This window comes from Rhizobium leguminosarum (genome assembly GCF_010668065.1).
In the GTDB taxonomy this organism is placed as follows: domain Bacteria; phylum Pseudomonadota; class Alphaproteobacteria; order Rhizobiales; family Rhizobiaceae; genus Rhizobium; species Rhizobium leguminosarum_S.
The window spans coordinates 21656-41446 of sequence record NZ_WUEN01000021.1 but is presented as its reverse complement, the minus strand read 5'-3'; the positions used below and the strand labels follow the sequence as shown (position 1 = coordinate 41446).

Sequence of the window (19791 nt, the reverse complement as noted above, 5' to 3'; positions counted from 1 at the left end):
AAGGATAAGGAATAGCGGCTGGTTATTCGGCCGGCTGGAGCCCGGCAGCCGAAATATCCTCTCCGGTCTGGCCGCCCAGTGCCGCGGCGAGCTGCGCCGTATCCAGTTCGTTTTCCCAACGTGCGACGACGATCGTCGCGACCGCATTGCCGACGAGGTTGGTCAGCGCCCGGCATTCCGACATGAAGCGGTCGATGCCGAGGATGAGCGCCATGCCGGCGACCGGCACGGATGGGACGACGGAGAGCGTTGCGGCAAGCGTGATGAAGCCGGCGCCTGTGATGCCCGCCGCACCCTTGGAGCTCAGCATCGCCACCAGCAGCAGCAGGATCTGATCACCCCAGGAAAGCTGAATACCGGTTGCCTGGGCAATGAAGAGCGCTGCCAAAGTCATGTAGATGTTGGTGCCGTCGAGATTGAAGGAATAGCCCGTGGGGATGACGAGGCCGACGACCGAGCGCTTGCAGCCGGCCTTTTCCATCTTGTTCATCAGCCCCGGAAGGGCAGCCTCCGAAGACGAGGTGCCGAGGACCAGCAGCAGTTCTTCCTTGATGTAGCGCAGCAGCGCCACGATCGAGAAGCCGTTGTAGCGGGCGACCGCGCCGAGAACGACAAGGACGAAGAGCAGAGAGGTGATGTAGAAGGTGCCGATCAGCATGGCGAGGTTGGCGATCGATCCGACGCCGTACTTGCCGATGGTGAACGCCATGGCGCCGAAGGCGCCGATCGGAGCAGCCTTCATGAGGATGGCGACGAGCTTGAACACCGGCGCCGTCAGGGCATTGAGGAAGTTGACGACCGGTTCGCTCTTTTCGCCGACCATGGCAAGCGCGATGCCGAAGAGCACCGAGAAGAACAGCACCTGCAGAATGTCGCCATCGGCAAAAGCGCCGACAATCGTCGTCGGGATGATGTTGGTCAGGAAACCGACGATGCTCTGCTCATGCGCCTTTGCGGCGTAGCCGGCGACGGCGGCCGGATCCAGCGAGGCAGGATCGATGTTCATGCCGGCGCCGGGCTGGACGACATTGGCGACGATCAGGCCAATGATGAGCGCCAATGTCGAGAATGTCAGGAAGTAGAGCATCGCCTTACCGGCGACGCGGCCGACTTTCTGCAGGTCGCTCATGCCGGCAATGCCAGTCGCAACCGTCAGGAAGATGACAGGGGCAATGATCATCTTGACGAGCTTGATGAAGGCATCGCCGAGCGGCTTCAGCTGGGTGCCGAATTCGGGATAGAAATGGCCGAGAAGGATACCGGCGGCGATGGCCGCGAGAACCTGAACGTAAAGATGGGTATAAAAGGGCTTCTTGCCCTTGCTGTCTGCGACTGCATCGAGTGGTGCTGCGATCATGATGTCCTCCTAATGGCTCGTCCGGAACGAACTCCGGCCTCCCGAGCCGTTCGCTTCAAGTCCAACAGCTCAGCCGTTGTTGCCCAGGTTCTTCGCAATCGCCGTGCCAGTTTTGCGCGGATTACCAACAGATTGAATTTATTAAGGAAAAATTTACGGGACTGCTGATGGCTCATTAAACAATGCGGAAATCCGCACAAATCCATTTGCGTTTCGTGCAGAAAAATGCACAAATCCACCATGTCCGTGTCGCAGAAATTGTGGCCTTCCCTGCCCCTGCAACACCGCATCCGCCGGATGTGGTGGGCCTATGCCGTGCTCGCCCTCCTCGCCGTCGTAGCAAGCTTGTGGGCCAGCGGCGAGATCGGCCGGCACCGGGCGGAGGCTGCCCTCGAGGAACAGGCCCGCATGGATTCGAGGCTGAATGCGGCTTTGCTGCGCACGGTTCTCGAAAAATACCGGGCGCTTCCCTTCGTGCTGTCGCAGGACGCGGCACTCGCCGCCGCACTGGCGGGAAACGATGCCGGCGCGTTCGAGCGGCTCAGTCAGAAGCTGGAAAATTTGGCGGCGGGCACGAAGGCTGCCGTCATCTATCTCATCGACAAGGACGGCATGGCGGTTTCGGCCAGCAACTGGCGCGAACCGACGAGCTTCGTCGGCAATGACTATCGTTTCCGCGAGTATTTTCAGAGGGCGGTCCAACGAGGACAGGCCGAGCACTTCGCGCTCGGCACGGTCAGCAAGAAACCGGGCCTCTATATCTCCCAGCGGATTTCGGACGGCAATAGCCTGCTGGGCGTCGTCGTGGTCAAGGTCGAGTTCGACGACGTCGAGGCGGATTGGAATGCCTCGAACACCCCGTCCTATGTCGTTGACGAGCGCGGCATTGTCCTCATCACCAGTATTCCGTCATGGCGGTTCATGACGATCGGCCGGATCGCCGAAGACCGGCTGACGGCGATCCGCGAAAGCCTTCAATTCGGCGATGCGCCACTTCAACCCCTGCCGCTCGACATGGTTCGAAACCTCGGTGACGGGCTCGATGTCGTCGGGATCGTTATGCCCGGCGACGCCGGGAAAACCAGCTTTCTCGATGTCGCAACGTCGGTGCCGGCGACCGGTTGGCATTTGCAGCATCTCGTCGGACTCGGACCATCCGTCGACGCGGGGATTCGTGAAGCCCGCATGCTGGCATTACTGATACTCCTGCCGCTGCTGGCCGGAGCAGCCTTCCTGTTGCGCCGTCGCCATGTGATCAGCCTGCGAATCTCCAGCGAACAGCGGGCGCGGGAGGAACTGGAACGGCGCGTCGCCGAGCGGACGCTGGATCTCAGCCAGGCGCGGGACCGGCTGCAGGCTGAAATCGTCGGCCACAAGAGCACGGAGCAGAAATTGCAGGCGGTGCAACAGGATCTGGTGCAGGCCAACCGGCTGGCCATCCTGGGTCAGGTGGCGGCCGGCGTCGCCCATGAGATCAACCAGCCGGTGGCGACCATTCGCGCCTATGCGGATAACGCCCGCACCTTCCTCGATCGCGGCCAGACGGCGCCTGCCGGCGAAAATCTCGAAAGCATCGCGGCGCTGACGGAGCGCATAGGTTCAATCACCGAGGAGCTCAAGACCTTTGCCCGCAAAGGCCGAGGCAGCGCCGCACCAACCGGATTGAAGGACGTCATCGAGGGCGCGGTGATGCTGTTGCGTAGCCGGTTTGCCGGCCGCATGGATACGCTCGACATCGACCTGCCGCCCGCCGAACTGCAGGTGATGGGAAACCGGATCCGTCTCGAGCAGGTGCTGATCAACCTGCTTCAGAACGCCCTGGAGGCGGTGGCGCCGAAGGCCGGAGAGGGTCGCGTCGAGATCAGAACATCCACCGATGCAGGGATGGTAACGGTGACGGTCGCCGACAACGGTCCCGGCATCCCGCCGGAAATCCGCAAGGGCTTGTTCACGCCGTTCAATACCTCGAAGGAAAGCGGACTCGGTCTTGGCCTAGTGATCTCCAAGGATATCGTCGGCGACTATGGCGGCCGGATGGAGGTTTTAAGCGATAGCAGCGGAACCCGGTTCATCGTTCAGCTAAGGAAGGCTTGAGATCATGGAAACGCCGACCCCTGTTGCGCTGATCGACGACGACAAGGACCTGCGCCGTGCCACCGCCCAGACGCTCGAACTCGCCGGATTTTTCGTTTCCGCCTATGACGGTGCAAAAGCCGCGCTGGCGGATCTGCCGGCGGACTTTGCCGGCCCCGTCATCACCGATATCCGCATGCCGGAGATCGACGGACTGCAACTCTTCGCCACGCTGCAGGGCATGGATGTCGACCTGCCGGTGATATTGATGACCGGCCACGGCGATATTCCGATGGCCGTTCAGGCGATCCAGGACGGCGCCTATGATTTCATCGCCAAGCCCTTCGCAGCCGATCGGCTGGTCCAGAGCGTGCGTCGCGCAAGCGAGAAGCGGCGGCTTGTTCTGGAAAACCGCATGCTGCGGAAGGCAGCCGAAGATGCGCAGGAGAATTTGCCGCTGATCGGCCAGACGCCTGTCATGGAAAACCTCAGAAACATTCTTCGCCACATCGCCGATACCGATGTGGACGTGCTCGTCGCCGGCGAAACGGGCAGCGGCAAGGAAGTGGTTGCCCAGCTCCTGCATCAGTGGAGCCACCGCCGGAAGGGCAATTTTGTAGCGCTGAACTGTGGCGCCCTGCCCGAAACCGTCATCGAAAGTGAACTATTCGGCCACGAGGCCGGCGCCTTTACCGGCGCCCAGAAGCGCCGCACGGGCCGCATCGAACATGCAAGCGGCGGCACGCTGTTTCTCGACGAGATCGAAAGCATGCCGGCCGCCACCCAGGTCAAGATGCTGAGGGTGCTGGAGATGCGCGAGATCACGCCGCTCGGCACCAATGAGGTGCGTCCGGTCGATCTTCGCGTCGTCGCGGCTGCCAAGATCGACCTCGGGAATCCCTCGGTGCGCGGCGATTTTCGCGAGGATCTCTATTACAGGCTGAATGTCGTGACGATCTCCATCCCGCCCCTGAGAGAACGCCGCGACGATATTCCGCTGCTGTTTTCCCACTTCGCCGCTCGCGCCGCGGAGCGCTTCCGTCGCGATGCCCCGCCGCTTTCACCGGATGTGCGGCGGCATCTCGCCTCGCACACATGGCCGGGCAATGTCCGCGAGCTCTCGCATTATGCCGAACGCGTGGTGCTTGGCGTGGAAGGCGGCGGAACGGCAGCGGTCGCTCCACAGCCGACGGATGCCACGCTTCCCGAACGGCTGGAGCGCTACGAGGCGGAGATCATTCGCGACGCGCTGTCGGCCAATGACGGCGACGTCCGCCGCACCATCGAGGCGCTCGGCATTCCGAGAAAGACGTTCTACGACAAACTCCAGCGCCACGGCATCAACCGGGGCGGCTATATATCGCGCAAGTAATTGGCGATGACGTTTGCTCTGCCGAGGTGGTTAGACTTCCACCAGCCCCAGCTTCTTCACCTGCCGGATCGTCAGCATGGTGCGCACGGTATCGACATGTTCGTTCGCCGTCAGCACCTCGATGACGAAATCCTGGAAGCGGGTGAGGTTCTCCGCCACGCAATGCAGCAGGAAATCGCTGTCGCCGGAGACCATCCAGGCCTGGCGCACCAGCGGCCATTCGGCGGTGGCGGCGGCGAAGGCCTTGAGATTGCCTTCCGACTGGTGCTTGAGGCCGACCATGCAGAAAGCGACGAGGTCGAAGCCGAGCTTCGGGCTGTTCAGCATCGCGTGGTAGCCCTCGATGATGCCGGCTTCCTCGAGCTTGCGCACCCGGCGCAGGCAAGGCGGCGCCGAGATGCCGACGCGATCGGCGAGCTCCACATTGGTCATGCGGCCGTCGGCCTGCAGCTCCCGGAGGATCTTTATATCGATGACGTCGAGTTCCGCACGACCCACATCATTGCCTTTCTTTAATTCTCCGCGGGGAGCTTCTATATAAAGCCGCGGAATACGCAAGAAAGTTTCACGCCGATGACGGATTCTTGCACATCCGGGCGATTTGCCTTGTTGGTAACGCAAGGCTGCCCTTGAATAAAAGCATTGGACGTTCATAAATGGCGCAGGGACGCGAAACGGCCGCAATCGCTATCTAGCCGCCGCCCTCCTGCCAGTCGAAAGGAAATGACATGCCCGCCCGCCATACCAAGGTGCTCATCATCGGTTCCGGACCTGCGGGCTATACTGCCGCGGTCTATGCCGCGCGCGCCATGCTGAAACCGGTTTTGATCGCCGGTCTCGAACAGGGCGGCCAGCTGATGATCACCACCGATGTCGAGAACTATCCGGGCTTTGCCGATCCGATCCAGGGTCCCTGGTTGATGGAGCAGATGCTGCAGCAGGCAAAACATGTCGGCGCTGAGATCGTCAACGACCTCGTGACCGAAGTCGACATGAACCAGCGCCCCTTCGTCGCCCGCACCGACAGCGGCCAGGTCTGGACCGCCGATACGCTGATCATCGCCACCGGTGCCAAGGCCAAGTGGCTCGGCATCGAGAGCGAGCAGCATTTCCAGGGCTTCGGCGTTTCGGCCTGCGCCACTTGCGACGGTTTCTTCTATCGCAACAAGGATGTGATCGTGGTTGGCGGTGGCAACAGCGCCGTCGAGGAGGCGCTCTATCTCTCCAACATCGCCAAGTCGGTCACGGTCGTGCATCGCCGCGACTTCTTCCGCGCCGAGAAAATCCTGCAGGAACGCCTGTTCTTCAAGGACAATGTCAAGGTTCTGTGGAATACCGAAGTGGCTGAAATAACAGGCACGCCGGCCAAGCCGCCGATGCCGCAATCCGTATCCGGAGCGCGCCTGCGCGACGTCAGAACCGGCACGATCACCGACATGGTGATCGATGGCGTCTTCGTCGCCATCGGCCATGCGCCGGCAACCGAGCTCTTCAAGGACAAGCTGAAGCTGAAGGACAATGGTTATCTCTGGACCGCGCCGGATTCGACTGCGACCAGCCTGGACGGCGTCTATGCCGCGGGCGACGTGACGGATGATACGTTCCGCCAGGCGATCACTGCCGCGGGCCTCGGGTGCATGGCTGCACTTGAAGCCGAGCGATATCTGACGGGCCACATGCCCGTTGCCGTGGCCGCGGAGTAAGATCGGCATGAGGGGTGGGGGAATGCCATTGGATTGGGACAAGCTGCGTATTTTTCACGCAGCTGCCGAGGCGGGTTCGTTCACGCATGCGGCGGATAAACTGCATCTGTCCCAATCCGCCATCAGCCGCCAGGTGAGCGCGCTGGAGCAGGATGTCGGCACCAAGCTGTTTCACCGCCATGCGCGCGGCCTGATTCTGACGGAACAGGGCGAACTGCTCTACCGCACTGCCCACGACGTGCTGCTGAAGCTCGAAACCGTGAAGATGCAGCTCACCGAAACGACGGAAAAGCCGTCCGGCAAGCTGCGCGTCACGACCACGGTCGGCCTCGGCCAGGGCTGGCTCACCGACAAGATCCAGGAATTCCTGCAGCTTTATCCCGACGTGCAGATCCAGCTCATCCTCGACAACGAGGAAGTGGATGTGAACATGCGCCATGCCGACTGCGCGATCCGCCTGCGCCAGCCGCAGCAGTCCGACCTCATCCAGCGCAAGCTCTTCACCGTGCACATGCACGTCTATGCGGCCCCGTCCTACATCAACCGCCACGGCGAGCCGCAAAAGGTCGAGGATCTCGACAACCACCGCATCATCACCTTCGGCGAGCCGGCGCCGAGTTACCTGCTCGATGTCAATTGGCTTGAGGTCGCCGGCCGCTCCTCCGACAACAAGCGCATCCCGCACCTGCAGATCAACAGCCAGACCTCGATCAAGCGTGCCGCCCTGCTCGGAATCGGCGTCGCCTGCCTGCCGGATTACATCGTCGGCCGCGACCCAGGCTTGATTCAGCTGGCGATCAATGCCGACGTCCCCTCCTTCGACACCTATTTCTGCTATCCCGACGAGATCAAGAACGCCGCCAAGCTGAAGGCCTTCCGCGATTTCATCGTCAGCAAGGCCAGAAACTGGAACTTTTGAGCCCGGTTTTATTGACGAATTGCCGACTATGCAGAACACGCATGACTGGCATGCACAAATGAGGGTTGCCGTTTGCCCAATAAACCACCATATCGCTCATAGCTGATGCACATGGTGGCTTTTCCTCCCAGTTCCACCGCATTAGCTGTTCCCCTCTGGAGGTTTTTGACCTTCACACTTATAAGGGCCCTGGTTTTCCAGTGGCCCTCTTTTTTTGCCTTTCTTCCTCAGCGAAATGCCGCACCGCAAAAAATTTGTGCGGCGCATAGCAGACATGCACAAAAAAGCATTGAAACCTGCTCAAGGAAGCACCATATCCCTCTCAGCTGATGCATCTTGTGGTTTCTCTCCCAGTACCACCGCATTAGCTGTTCCCCTCTGGAGGTTTTTTGACCTTCACAATTATAAGGGCCCTGGTTTTCCGGTGGCCCTCTTTTTTTGCCCAAAATTTGCTCATTCGATAAAATCCGCTGCCTCACGCCTCCGTGATTTGCATATCGGAGTCTGACGATCGATATATCGCCAAGACACGATTTAGAGTTCGGCGAAAGACGATGGACAAAGACGAAATTATCAAGGCGCTCGCCCATCCCACCCGGATGGACATTCTGAACTGGCTGAAAAATCCCGAGGAGCATTTCCCCTCGCAGGAGCATCCTTTCGAAATGGGCGTCTGCGCCAGCCAGTTCGAGCGCTGCGGCCTGTCGCAGTCGACGGTCTCGGCCCATCTCGGCACGCTGCATCGCGCCGGCCTCGTCACCACCAAACGCGTCGGCCAGTGGATCTTTTACAAGCGCAACGAGGAAACGATCGCCGCCTTCCTCAAGCAACTGACGCAGGATCTTTAGAATGCCCCTCGCCCTCCTCGTTCTTGCCTTGAGCTCGTTTGCGATAGGCACCACCGAATTCGTCATCATGGGTCTGTTGCCGGAGGTCGCCGCCGATCTCTCGGTCAGCATCCCGCAGGCCGGATGGCTGGTCACCGGTTATGCCCTGGCAGTCGCGATCGGCGCGCCTGTGATGGCCGTTTCGACTGCGAAGCTGAAGCGCCGCACGGCCCTGATTGCGCTGATGGCTTTCTTCATCGCCGGCAACCTGCTTTGCGCGCTGGCGAGCGACTATTGGGTGCTGATGATCGCCCGTGTCGTGACAGCACTCTGCCATGGCGCCTTCTTCGGCATCGGCTCGGTGGTCGCCGCCGGCCTCGTTGCCGAAGACCGTAAGGCCCGCGCTGTCGCGTTGATGTTCACTGGCCTGACACTTGCCAATGTTCTCGGCGTGCCGCTCGGCACGGCGATCGGCCAGGCCTTTGGCTGGCGCGCCACCTTCGGCGTCGTCACCGTCATCGGTATCGTCACCATATCAGGCCTGATCGCCATCCTGCCCAGGGACAAGCAGCAAGAAAACGGCAGCATCCTGCGCGAGATCGCAGCACTCAGGAATGGCAGCCTGTGGCTGGCGCTCTCCACCACCGTCTTCTTCGCCGCCTCGATGTTCGCCCTCTTCACCTATATCGCGCCGCTGCTGCGCGACGTCACCGGCGTGTCGCCGGAAGGCGTCACCTGGACGCTGTTCCTGATCGGCCTCGGGCTGACAATCGGCAACCTCGTCGGCGGCAAGCTTGCCGATTGGCGGCTCGGCGCGACGCTTGCCGGCGTCTTCGCCGCAATCGCCATCACCTCGATCACCTTCAGCTATACGAGCCGCTTCTTCATCCCGGCTGAAATCACCCTCTTCCTTTGGGCAATGGCAAGCTTTGCCGCCGTACCGGCGCTTCAGGTCGGCGTCGTCGGCTTCGGCAAGGACGCACCAAACCTGGTTTCGACGATCAACATCGGCGCCTTCAACACCGGCAATGCGCTCGGCGCCTGGGTGGGCGGCTTGGTCATCGACGCCGGCTTCGATCTCACCCGCGTTCCGCTCGCCGCGGCCTTGATGGCTCTGATCGGCCTCGGCGCGACGGCGCTCACCTATCTCTCCGCCAGGGGCCGGGCCGCCCTCGCCCCTGCCGAGTGATCCTCCCGCAAAAGAAAGGACCATCATGGCCAAGCTTTTCGAACCCACGAAAGTCGGCGACATATCCGTCAAGAACCGCATCGTCATGGCGCCGCTCACCCGTAACCGCTCGCCGGGCGCAATCCCCAACGACCTCAACGTCGAATATTACCGTCAGCGCGCTACCGCTGGCCTGATCATCACCGAAGCAACCGCGATCACCCATCAGGGCCAGGGTTATGCCAACGTGCCGGGCCTCTATAGCAAAGAGGCTCTCGACGGCTGGAAGCGCGTCACCGACGCCGTTCACGCAGCCGGTGGCAAGATCGTCGTCCAGATGTGGCATGTCGGCCGTATCTCGCACACGACGCTGCAGCCGAACGACGGCAAGCCGGTTTCATCGACCAACCGCATCGCCAAGGCCAAGACCTATCTGGTCAATGCCGACGGCACCGGCAGCTTTGCCGACACCTCCGAGCCGCGCGCGCTCGAAACCGCAGAAATCCCCGGCATCATCGAGGATTACCGCAAGGCTGCCCGTGCGGCGATCGACGCCGGCTTCGACGGTGTCGAGATCCACGGCGCCAACGGCTACCTGCTCGACCAGTTCATCCGCGACGGTATCAACGACCGCACCGACCAATATGGCGGCTCGATCGAAAACCGCACCCGTCTGACCTTCGAAGTCGTCGATGCCGTGGTCAAGGAAATCGGCGCCGGCCGCACCGCAATCCGCATCTCGCCGGTGACGCCGTCCGGCGAAAGCTACGATTCCAATCCGCAGGCGACCTTCACTCATGTCGTCGAAGGACTGGCCAAATACGACCTCGCCTATATCCATGTCATCGAAGGCCAGACCGGCGGCGACCGCGAATACAAGCAGGGCGACAACCCCTCCTTCGATTACAAGGCGCTGTGCCAGACTTATGAAAAGGCCGGCGGCAAGGCCGACTGGATGGTCAACAACGGCTACGATCGCGATCTGGCGATCGACGCCGTCGAAAGCGGCCGCGCCGATCTCGTCGCCTTCGGCAAGCCCTTCATCGCCAATCCCGATCTCGTCGAGCGCCTGGAACACAACCTGCCGCTCAACACGCCCGACCAGTCGAGCTTCTACGGCGGCACCGGCAAGGGTTATATCGACTATCCGGTCCTCGAAAAGGTCGCCTGAGCTCTTCGATACGAGACTGCGAAATCCCGCCTTTCGGCGGGGTTTCCATTTTCAAGCCCTCTCTGTAGGCTGCCGCCATGTTCGCTACCTACCTTGATCGCTGGTCGCTCATCGCCGACGGCGAGCCCATCATCACCCACTCCAGCCGCCTGCTGCCAGTCCTCTGGCAGGACAGGCCTGCCATGCTGAAAGTGGCGGCCGATATCGACGAACGATACGGCGCGCTTCTGATGCAGTGGTGGGACGGTGACGGCGCAGCCTATGTCTACGCCCATGAAGGCGATGCCGTGCTGCTCGAAAGGGCGACGGGAAAACGCTCGCTGCTTGCCATGGCGATGAACGGCGAGGACGATGAGGCAAGCCGCATCCTCTGCGGGACGGCGGCACGGCTGCATGCGCCGCGCGAAAAACCGCTTCCCGATCCCATCCCCCTTACCCGCTGGTTCCGCGATCTGGAGCCGGCAGCAGGCAAGCATGGCGGCACGCTTGCCGATTGCTCGGCGATCGCCAACGTCCTCCTTGCCGATCAGCGTGATGTGACCATCCTCCACGGCGACATCCACCACGACAATATCCTCGATTTCGAGGCGCGCGGCTGGCTGGCGATAGATCCGAAGCGGCTCCATGGTGAGCGCGGCTTCGATTTCGCCAATATCTTCGCCAACGAAGAACTGCCTGTCATCACCGATCCCGCCCGTTTCCGCCGCCAGCTCACCATCGTCTCAGCGGAGGCGAAGCTGGAGCGGAAGCGGCTGCTGCAATGGATCGCCGCCTATTCCGGTCTTTCCGCCGCCTGGTTCCTCAGTGATCCGAATATTCAGCAGGCAGAAACGGCCCTGACGGTCGCCCGGATCGCGCTGGCCGAACTCGAGAGCTAACCCGCGTTCTGCGACGGATGCCCGATAAGGGTGGCCGCCGTGTCACGATGCGGTTCGGGCAGGCAGCCAAGCGCCACGAGCGAAGCCCTGACCGCCTCGTCGATCGGCGTCTGCGGCTCCTTGCCGAGTTCGGCCGTAAGCCTGGTGTTCCGCATCCGCACCGGCACCTTCCAGAGATAGCGCATCTCCTTGATCTCCCGCATCACCGGAACGAAGGGCGCCGCCAGCGGCACGATCCACCAGGGAAAGCCGCCGATCTTTGCTTTACCGCCGGCGATGCGCTTGATCGCTTCGGCCATCTGCATGCCGTCCGCATCCCAGAAGCCCTCCATGTGATAGACAGCGAAGGCCGGCAGCCGATCGGCCCGCTCGATGAGCTGGGCGATGGATTCCGCCATGTCTGGCAGGTAGGCCCATTGATGACCGATACCGCGCCGACCCGGGTTCCTGATCGTGCCGACCGGCTTGCCTGGGGTCACGAGACCAGACGAAAACCAGCTATTGGCCGTCGTGCCTGGGCCGAAGAAATCCCCCGCCCTGACAATGATGACGCCGGCTCCGGACTGCGACGCCGCCTTCAGCCGCTTCTCCATTTCGACGCGGATCGCCCCCTTCTTCGTCACCGGATGCTGCGGGCTTTCCTCCGTCGGCGTCGGCAGGGCATCGGGACCAAAATTATAAACATTGCCCGGCAGCACGATGCGCGCGCCGACGGCGCGAGCAGCGGCGATGGTATTGTCGAGCATCGGCAGCACCAGTGTTTCCCAGTCGCGGTAGCCGGGCGGATTGACGGCATGAACGATCAGGCCGACGCCTTCGGCCGCCCTCAGGACGTCACCGGCATTCATCGCATCGCCCTGCACCCATTCGAAAGCCGGCTCGCTCCTCGACGCCTTTGTGGCGTCGCGGTTCAGCGCCCGGATGCGCCAGCCGCGCGCAAGCAGCCTGCGGGCAACCGCGCTGCCGATACCGCCGGTCGCGCCGAGAACGAGGGCCGTCGTCTTCATTTCGCTGCTCATGATAATCATCTCCTTCGATCGGATCGAGGAGATCATGCCACCAGATCGGCATAAACGAAATTGACGAAAGAGATGTACCTGATATACAAAAATATATGAGCGAGGAACCGAGCTGGGATTTCTACCGCAGTTTTCTGACCGTGCTTCAACAGGGGTCGCTTTCGGCCGCCGCCCGCGAACTGGGGTTGACCCAGCCGACCATAGGCCGCCATGTCGATGCACTGGAACTGGCGATTGGCGCCGAACTCTTCACCCGCTCACCGAACGGCCTGCTGCCGACCGACGCCGCACTGGCGCTGAAGCCCTATGCTGAAACGCTGGCGGCAACCACCGCCGCCCTTTTGCGCACCGCATCCGGCCAGCGCGAGCGCGTAGCGGGAACGGTCAGGGTCAGCGCCAGCGAGGTCATCGCCGTCGAAGTGCTGCCGGCGATTCTCGGACCGCTGCAGGAGACCTATCCCGAACTGCAGATCGAACTCTCGGCATCCGATATGATCGAGGACCTGGTGAACCGCGAGGCCGATATTGCCGTGCGCATGGCCGAGCCGCAGCAGGCTGCACTCGTCGTGCGCCGCATCGGCGATATCCCCCTCGGCTTTCACGCCCATCGCCGCTATCTCGAACGACACGGCATTCCGCAAACCCTGGCTGACCTCACAAACCACCGGCTCATCGGCTTCGACCGGCAGACGGCCTATGTCCGCATGGCGATGAAACGCTATGCGGTGCCCGGCATCAATTTCTCCTACCGGACCGACAGCAATCTTGCCCAGTTCTCGGCGATCCGCGCCGGCGTCGGCATCGGTCTCTGCCAGATCGGACTTGCCCGGGGGAACCCTGACCTGGTGCACGTCCTGCCCGATGCCTTCGCCATTCCGCTCGGGACGTGGGTGGCGATGCATGAGAGCCTGAAGACTTCGCCGCGCTGCCGTGCCACCTTCGACGCATTGGTCAAGGGCCTGCAGGACTATCACCGATATTCGATCAGCGCGTGACCGCGAAAATCGGAATCGATTTTCTGAAAGAATCATGCGCAAATTTCAGAATAATGGAGCGTCCTAGCGCATTCTGTCGGACGCGCGCCACTCCAGGCGAGATGCATATGACAACGTACAATCCGGTTGAACTCGTGCCCTGCGATCCGCAATGGCTACAAGCCTTCCAGCGCATCCGCGGCAGGCTTCTGGCTTTGCCGCCGCAGGCGCTCACCATCGATCACATCGGCAGCACGTCGATACCAGGCATGATCGCCAAGCCGCTCATCGATATCGACATCGTTCTTCCCGGCCTCGAGCATATCGAGGACGCCACACGCCTGCTTCTGGCCGAAGGCTACGAGCCGCGCGGCAATCGCTATGACGACGATGTCTGGGCTTTTCTATCGAAAGGTTTGGTGCCGGCGGAACGGGTCTACCTTTGCCCTGAAGGTAACGGCACGCATCGAAACAGGCTGGCTTTCCGGGATTATCTCATCGCGCATCCGCAGGCGGCGGCTGATTATGCCGCACTCAAATGCAGGCTGGCAGCCGAATTCCGGATGGACGGCGACGGCTATACTGCGCATAAGCGCGAATTCGTCGATGCGATCGTCGCACGGGCATTGGCGGGAGATGGTTAGCTGCCGATGCCTTGCGAGGCCTCGGCCGTGCGATCCTTCCACTGGCCGTCCACCACCTCGGTTTCCGGCCGGTCGCCGCCTTCGGCATATTCTTCATGCCACTTGCCGTTCTCGTCCTGCCAACTGATCTCGGCGGAATCGCCGCCGACCTGCTGTTCGGCCGCGACGATGCGCGCAGCTTCGAGCGCGTCGGCATGGGTCGGGAATGCCTCTGAATAGACACCTCCCAGCCTGTAGGCCCAGCCGCCGTCATGCGGCACGACTTCGTAGACCACCTTGATCATGCATCCGTCTCCTCATCTTCTTGTTGCGCATTCGCACGCTTCCGGAAAAGATCCGGATCATCGCGGCCGCTTGACGAGAATTCGAGGACGCCGCGATCTGCTTTCCGGCCCCGATGACGTTCAGTATTCCATTAAACGTCGAAGACTGCAAATGGCACTCGACCGGGGCTTTCTTGATATGCGAAATCAGCGACTTAGATAGAAGGCATGAATCGGGACAGGAGCTGAGGCTTGGGGATCGCGTCACGCTTTAAAGAGGAAAAGTTTCTGGTCGCCGCACTTGTCGTTGCAGCGATCGCCTATTTCTTGGAACATGCGGTGATCGAGATGGGGCGCGGCGTCGCACTGATTGCCGCCGCTGGCCTGGTCGGCACCATCGTGCTCGCCTCGATCCGCGTGGCCCATCATGCCGAGCTGCTCGCCGTCAAGGTCGGCGACCCCTATGGCACGATGATCCTGACGCTCTCGGCCGTCGCCGTCGAAGTCATCATCCTCGCCATCATGATGGGCGGCGAGAGTTCGCCGACGCTGGTGCGCGACACGATCTACTCGGCCCTGATGCTCGATATCAACGGCATTCTCGGCCTGGCCGCCCTGCTCGGCGGCCTCAAGCACGGCGAACAGCCCTATAACGACAATTCCGGCAAGACCTACGGCGTTATGATCCTCACCGCCATGGGCATTTCGATGATCGTGCCGGAATTCGTGCCCAGCGACAAATGGCACTATTATTCCGCCTTCACCATCGTCGCAATGATCGCGCTTTATGGCCTTTTCCTGCGCATGCAGGTCGGCCAGCACAGCTATTTCTTCAGCTACAGCTATCCGCGCTCCGAACGGAAGAAAGAAAGCCCGGATACGCATGGCCCCGACGAGTCGGCGGCGATCTCGATCGCCACCATTCTCGTCGGCGTCGTCATCATCGGCCTGCTGGCGGAGTTCATGGCGGCCTTCATGACCGAAGGCCTGCGCGACAGCGGCGCGCCGATCGCCGTGACCGCCGTCGTCGTCGCAGCGATTTCGGCCGCCCCCGAGATCCTGACCGCATTGAGGGCGGCACTCAGGAACCGCATGCAGGCGACGGTCAACATCGCCATGGGCGCCTCGCTGTCGACGGTCATTCTGACGGTGCCCGTCATGGAGGCGATCGCGCTCTATACCGGCCAACCCTTCATCATGGCGATGACCCCGGTACAGACGGTGATGGTGGCGATCACGCTGATTGCTGCGGCGATCAATCTCAACGACGGCGAGACCAACGCCATCGAGGGCATGACGCATTTCATCCTCTTCGCCACCTTCGTCATGCTGACGACGCTGGGGCTTTGAAGGCTGCGTCTTCCCGACAGGGGAACGGATAGCAGTGATCCGCGCACGTAGCGTCAACTCACAGAGCGGCTTGACAGCCCGCCTTTTGAGCGGAGCTTTCGACAGTCACTCCTTCGACTTTTCGAGGAAACGCTGCTTGCGGGTTTTCGGCTTGAAGCGCCGGAAGAAACCCTCGATGGCGCGGATGGATTTGGTGACGGACATGAGCCTGTCGATCTGGCTATTTGCGTTGTGGAGCCGTTCCGACAGGACTTCGGCCGCCGTCATCGCGATCTCGATCGGCGGCACCTGTGGAAACCGTCTGGCAATTGCCGCATAGGGGCTGGCATCCACGCCGCCCATCATCGAGATCGTGCCCATCCGGGCAAAGAGACGCAGGAAGATCTGCTCGAACGTCCAGTCGTGCACGTCGAAGACCTTCCACTTCTCGCTCCTCTTCGCCGAAAAACCGGCAAGCAGGATCTTGCCCGGCAGTTGCAACTCGGCGAGCCACAGCGCCACCGCAAAACCACTCGTCGCGATCTTGCCCACCGGATAGAGGTCGACGAGCATTTTCGTCAGATCAAGGTGACGGGTTTCAGCGCCTTCGAAGCGGCCCTCTTCGCTGAAGTTTTCCTCTGGGGACACGCGAATGTTGACGACACCCAAAAAATCGTCGCCGGCAAAGAAGCGCAGGACATCCGCCGCCTCGCGCCGGTGGACGATATTGGCGCCCATCACGCCGCTGCGGGCAAACAGCACCGCATGGCCGGCGAAGGGTTCGTCGAGCACCTTATAGACATTGTTGAAGAAGACGTAGAGCGCCGTCTCCGGCAATTCGCTTCGCAGCCGTTTGAAGTCGACGGCTTCGCTGTTTGCCACCAGCACGACGTGGGAATAGTGCGACAACAGCGCCTTCCACGCATCCGGCGTTAGAAAATTGAAGCCGCTATCCGGGGCGGCCATGGTCTGCGTGTCGCTGGGGATTGCTTCCATATCGGCTCACATGCACTTTCCAAGGACGATGCGCTCTGCCGTCCCACTAGCTGTTGCTGAAATAAGCGCGTGTCCGCGCCAGCCGCGCCAGCCCGCCGATCCGCTTTCCCAAATGCGAAAGAAACCCCGCGATCCGGCCCGTCATCGACGGCTGCCTGCAGAAGGAGGCCCATGGCGTATTGGCGAGATCCTCGGCATAACGCTTGGCCATTCGGCGATGCACCCACGGCACAGTCGCCTGCCACGGTTTTTTCCGGCCGGTGAAATGGATGATCGCCGGCCGGCCGACGAAAGGCAGGAGGCCGGTCTGCGTGTTCCAGCGCGGATCGAGCACCAGCCAGTCGCCATCGAAAGTGACGTTCAGCGCATCCTGGTCGTTATTCTCGAAAAGATGCGACCGCTCCTCGAAGATCTCCCGTGTCCTGGCAAAAAGCCCCCTCGCCCGGCAGGCCGACCAGTCGAACAGCAGCACGCCGGCATTGAAATAGCGACCACCCTCGCGCATGCCGATCTTCCGCTGCCGTGCGCCGGCCTTCTCGGGAAAGGCCATGACATAATCGTCTATGGCGGCAAGCGCCTTGCCCTGCAAATCCATGGCGAAGAGGTCGTCGACCGGCGCAACCGCAAGCACATCGGCATCGAGATAGAGCAGCCGCTCGACATGATCGGGAATGTGCAGATCCATGTAGAGCCGCGCCAGCGTCGCGCCCGACCAGCGACCCCGCGCCTGCAGCGCCGTATCCGGCGTATTGTAGGGTAGCACCCTGATTGCCATGCCGTGCAGCCGCGCGAAATTTCCGACCTCGGCGATCTCGTTCGGCTTGAGGTCGATGCCGAGAAGCAGGAACTCCACAGTGGAACTTGAAAGATTGCGCTTGACGGAAAGCAGGGTGCAGCAGGCGGCCGGCAACATGTTGACATCCGAACAGACGATCACGGCACTCTGCTGCAAAATCCCGGCCTCCCGAAGCGGCGACTTAAACTGATGCCGGATATCTAGTTGGTTTGATGCCAACCCGCAACCGCAGATCACCCGCCGGACCGTCACTCTGCGTCACGTTTTGAATCGGAATTCAACGACTTGCGAGGCAAAGCGGATTCAGATGAGGAGCATATTGAATCGGAACGTGAACTTAGTGCCGCAGCGCCAATGGATGACCAACGAGCAGCCGGTCGACTGTCGCAAGCTGCAGTCCCTGGACCTTACACTGAGCTAGCAGCAAGCGATCGAAGGGATCGCGCGTCGCCGGCTCGGGGTCGGCGGCGGCGGCGACGTGCGCGATATCGATGGGCAGGATCGTCAGCCCAGTGCCCTGCAGGTAGGCAGGAATAACGTCCAGGGTTAGTCCCGGCTGCAACTTGCCAAGTCGTGTCTTGATCGCGATTTCCCAAAGGCTAGCGACGCTGACGAAACCCTCGGTCGCCGCGTCCAAAAGCACACGCTGGACATCAGGAAAACGGTCCGTCAGCTTTCGTTGGACGATTGCGATGACTATATGCGTGTCGAGTAGCACACGCATATGATCACGGCAGCGGCTTGAGAAGGAAATCTTCCGGCAAAGGATCGTCGAAGTCGTCGGCGATATACATCTCCGTCCGCGTGATACCCTTGGAACGAAGATAGGCTTCGCCGGCCTCCAGGTTCAAACCGCCGCGTTTATGATGCGGCACGAGATCGAACACGGGCCGGCCGTTGCGTGTCACGACAATGGTTTCACCTTCCTCGACCTCACGGGCGAGTTCGGTCAGGCGGTTCTTAGCATCACGGATCGAAACGGTCTTCATGAAGGTAAATGTAGCTACATGCAGCTACATCGTCAACGTCGCCGCAAACAAAAAGGCCCGCCGTCGCCAGCAGGCCTTCGATTGGGGTTTTTAAGAACCGCTTACTTGCAAGCGCCGCAGAAGCGCTGGATACGGCGGCAGGCTTCCTCGAGCAGCTCTTCCGAAGTCGCGTAGGAGATGCGGAAGTTCGGGCCGAGACCGAAGGCCGAACCGTGAACGACGGCGACGCCTTCCGTTTCCAGAAGCTCGGAAACGAAATCCTCGTCCGTCTCGATGACTTTGCCCGACGGAGCCGTCTTGCCGATCAGGCCGGCGCAGGACGGATAGACATAGAAGGCGCCTTCCGGCACCGGGCAGACAATGCCCCTGGCCTGGTTCAGCATGGAAACGACGAGATCGCGACGGCCCTCGAAGATCTTCTTGTTCGCAGGGATGAAGTCCTGCGTGCCGTTCAGCGCTTCGACAGCCGCCCACTGGGCGATCGACGTCGCACCCGAGGTCTGCTGACCCTGGATCATGTCCATGGCCTTGATGAGCTGGATCGGACCGGCCGCATAGCCGATACGCCAGCCGGTCATCGCATAGGCCTTGGAGACGCCGTTCATTGTCAGCGTGCGGTCGTAAAGCTTCGGCTCGACTTCTACAGGCGTGACGAACTTGAAGTCGCCATAGGTCAGGTGCTCGTACATGTCGTCGGTCAGCACCCAGACCTGCGGATGCTTCATCAGCACATCCGTCAGCGCCTTCAACTCGTCCTGCGTATAGGCCGCCCCCGTCGGGTTGGACGGCGAGTTGAAGATGAACCACTTGGTCTTCGGCGTGATCGCCTTTTCGAGATCGGCGGCCTGGAGCTTGAAGTTGTGCTCCTGGGTGGCCGAAACGAAAACCGGTGTGCCGCCGCACAGCGCCACCATCTCAGGATAGGAAACCCAGTAAGGCGCCGGGATGACGACTTCGTCGCCGGGGTTCAGCGTCGCCATGAAGGCGTTGAAAAGGATCTGCTTGCCACCGGTGCCGACGATCGTCTGCTCCCAGGAATAGTCGAGGCCGTTCTCGCGCTTGAACTTGGCGGCGATGGCCTTGCGCAGTTCCGGGATACCGGAAACCGGCGTGTACTTCGTCTCGCCGCGGTTGATCGCGTCGATGGCGGCCGTCTTGATATTATCGGGCGTATCGAAATCCGGTTCACCCGCGCCAAGGCCGATGACGTCACGTCCTTTTGCTTTCAGCTCGCGCGCTTTCTGAGAGACGGCGATGGTGGCTGAAGGCTTCACACGGGAAAGAGCATCGGCAAGGAAAGCCATGATAACGGT

The 19791-nt window shown here is 61.3% G+C and carries 20 protein-coding genes; 11 read left to right on the top strand and 9 right to left on the bottom strand.

All coding sequences use genetic code 11. From position 1 onward, the window contains the following. Positions 1-22: 22 nt before the first annotated feature. On the bottom strand, positions 23-1357 hold the full coding sequence (locus tag GR198_RS33055) for a dicarboxylate/amino acid:cation symporter (protein WP_029873324.1): 1335 nt from the start codon (positions 1355-1357) through the stop codon (positions 23-25). Between the two features lie 225 nt (positions 1358-1582). On the opposite strand from GR198_RS33055, the gene GR198_RS33050 reads away from it, so the two are divergent. Together GR198_RS33050 and GR198_RS33045 are read left to right on the top strand one after the other, a co-directional pair. After that, positions 1583-3451, top strand: coding sequence for a sensor histidine kinase (locus tag GR198_RS33050; RefSeq protein ID WP_164070343.1), 1869 nt, complete (start codon positions 1583-1585; stop codon positions 3449-3451). A gap of 4 nt (positions 3452-3455) precedes the next feature. Next, entirely contained in the window at positions 3456-4802 is a 1347-nt protein-coding gene (locus tag GR198_RS33045) for a sigma-54-dependent transcriptional regulator (RefSeq protein ID WP_164070342.1), read from the top strand. 30 nt (positions 4803-4832) lie between these two features. On the opposite strand, the gene GR198_RS33040 is transcribed toward GR198_RS33045, so the two are convergent. Beyond that, on the bottom strand, positions 4833-5300 hold the full coding sequence (locus GR198_RS33040; protein ID WP_003541645.1) for an Lrp/AsnC family transcriptional regulator: 468 nt from the start codon (positions 5298-5300) through the stop codon (positions 4833-4835). Between the two features lie 230 nt (positions 5301-5530). On the opposite strand from GR198_RS33040, the gene trxB reads away from it, so the two are divergent. The 6 genes from trxB (at position 5531) to GR198_RS33010 (ending at position 11468) form a co-directional block, all read left to right on the top strand. Next, positions 5531-6505: a thioredoxin-disulfide reductase gene (gene trxB, locus GR198_RS33035; protein WP_164070341.1), complete on the top strand. Its 975-nt coding sequence runs from the start codon at positions 5531-5533 to the stop codon at positions 6503-6505. A 22-nt stretch (positions 6506-6527) separates the two neighbouring features. Beyond that, positions 6528-7424, top strand: coding sequence for a LysR family transcriptional regulator VtlR (locus GR198_RS33030; RefSeq protein ID WP_028740720.1), 897 nt, complete (start codon positions 6528-6530; stop codon positions 7422-7424). 554 nt (positions 7425-7978) lie between these two features. Beyond that, the gene (locus GR198_RS33025; RefSeq protein ID WP_011652911.1) at positions 7979-8272 is read left to right on the top strand and encodes an ArsR/SmtB family transcription factor; all 294 of its coding nucleotides are present in this window, start codon (positions 7979-7981) and stop codon (positions 8270-8272) included. 1 nt (position 8273) lies between these two features. Further along, complete coding sequence (locus GR198_RS33020) at positions 8274-9440, top strand: MFS transporter (RefSeq protein ID WP_164070340.1); 1167 nt, start codon at positions 8274-8276, stop codon at positions 9438-9440. A gap of 25 nt (positions 9441-9465) precedes the next feature. Continuing rightward, entirely contained in the window at positions 9466-10590 is a 1125-nt protein-coding gene (locus GR198_RS33015; protein WP_164070339.1) for an alkene reductase, read from the top strand. A 77-nt stretch (positions 10591-10667) separates the two neighbouring features. Further along, the gene (locus GR198_RS33010; protein WP_164070338.1) at positions 10668-11468 is read left to right on the top strand and encodes an aminoglycoside phosphotransferase family protein; all 801 of its coding nucleotides are present in this window, start codon (positions 10668-10670) and stop codon (positions 11466-11468) included. On the opposite strand, the gene GR198_RS33005 is transcribed toward GR198_RS33010, so the two are convergent. After that, positions 11465-12487 carry an NAD-dependent epimerase/dehydratase family protein gene (locus tag GR198_RS33005; protein WP_164070337.1) on the bottom strand — a complete coding sequence of 341 codons (1023 nt, stop codon included), beginning with the start codon at positions 12485-12487 and terminating at the stop codon, positions 11465-11467. The genes GR198_RS33010 and GR198_RS33005 overlap by 4 nt on opposite strands. Before the next feature lie 95 nt (positions 12488-12582). Between GR198_RS33005 and GR198_RS33000 the strand changes: the two genes are divergently transcribed. Further along, positions 12583-13482, top strand: coding sequence for a LysR family transcriptional regulator (locus tag GR198_RS33000; RefSeq protein ID WP_164070336.1), 900 nt, complete (start codon positions 12583-12585; stop codon positions 13480-13482). 107 nt (positions 13483-13589) lie between these two features. Continuing rightward, on the top strand, positions 13590-14105 hold the full coding sequence (locus GR198_RS32995; protein WP_164070335.1) for a GrpB family protein: 516 nt from the start codon (positions 13590-13592) through the stop codon (positions 14103-14105). Here the strand turns inward: GR198_RS32995 and GR198_RS32990 are convergent. After that, positions 14102-14389 (bottom strand): DUF2188 domain-containing protein, encoded by a 288-nt coding sequence (locus tag GR198_RS32990; RefSeq protein ID WP_029873315.1) that lies wholly within the window; start codon positions 14387-14389, stop codon positions 14102-14104. The two genes, GR198_RS32995 and GR198_RS32990, sit on opposite strands and share 4 nt — an antisense overlap. A 231-nt stretch (positions 14390-14620) precedes the next feature. Between GR198_RS32990 and GR198_RS32985 the strand changes: the two genes are divergently transcribed. Continuing rightward, entirely contained in the window at positions 14621-15718 is a 1098-nt protein-coding gene (locus GR198_RS32985; RefSeq protein WP_164070334.1) for a calcium:proton antiporter, read from the top strand. 105 nt (positions 15719-15823) lie between these two features. Here the strand turns inward: GR198_RS32985 and GR198_RS32980 are convergent, their stop codons facing one another. The 5 genes from GR198_RS32980 to GR198_RS32960 form a co-directional block, all read right to left on the bottom strand. Continuing rightward, on the bottom strand, positions 15824-16693 hold the full coding sequence (locus GR198_RS32980; protein ID WP_029873313.1) for a hypothetical protein: 870 nt from the start codon (positions 16691-16693) through the stop codon (positions 15824-15826). A gap of 46 nt (positions 16694-16739) precedes the next feature. Beyond that, a complete protein-coding gene (locus GR198_RS32975) occupies positions 16740-17726 on the bottom strand; it encodes a glycosyltransferase family 8 protein (protein WP_164070355.1) in 987 nt (328 codons plus the stop codon). Positions 17727-17826: 100 nt separating this feature from the next. Next, positions 17827-18213: a type II toxin-antitoxin system VapC family toxin gene (locus GR198_RS32970; protein WP_164022773.1), complete on the bottom strand. Its 387-nt coding sequence runs from the start codon at positions 18211-18213 to the stop codon at positions 17827-17829. Positions 18214-18217: 4 nt separating this feature from the next. Then, a complete protein-coding gene (locus tag GR198_RS32965; protein ID WP_164022774.1) occupies positions 18218-18478 on the bottom strand; it encodes a type II toxin-antitoxin system Phd/YefM family antitoxin in 261 nt (86 codons plus the stop codon). 101 nt (positions 18479-18579) lie between these two features. Continuing rightward, positions 18580-19782 carry a pyridoxal phosphate-dependent aminotransferase gene (locus tag GR198_RS32960; protein ID WP_164022775.1) on the bottom strand — a complete coding sequence of 401 codons (1203 nt, stop codon included), beginning with the start codon at positions 19780-19782 and terminating at the stop codon, positions 18580-18582. Between the last annotated feature and the right edge of the window lie 9 nt (positions 19783-19791).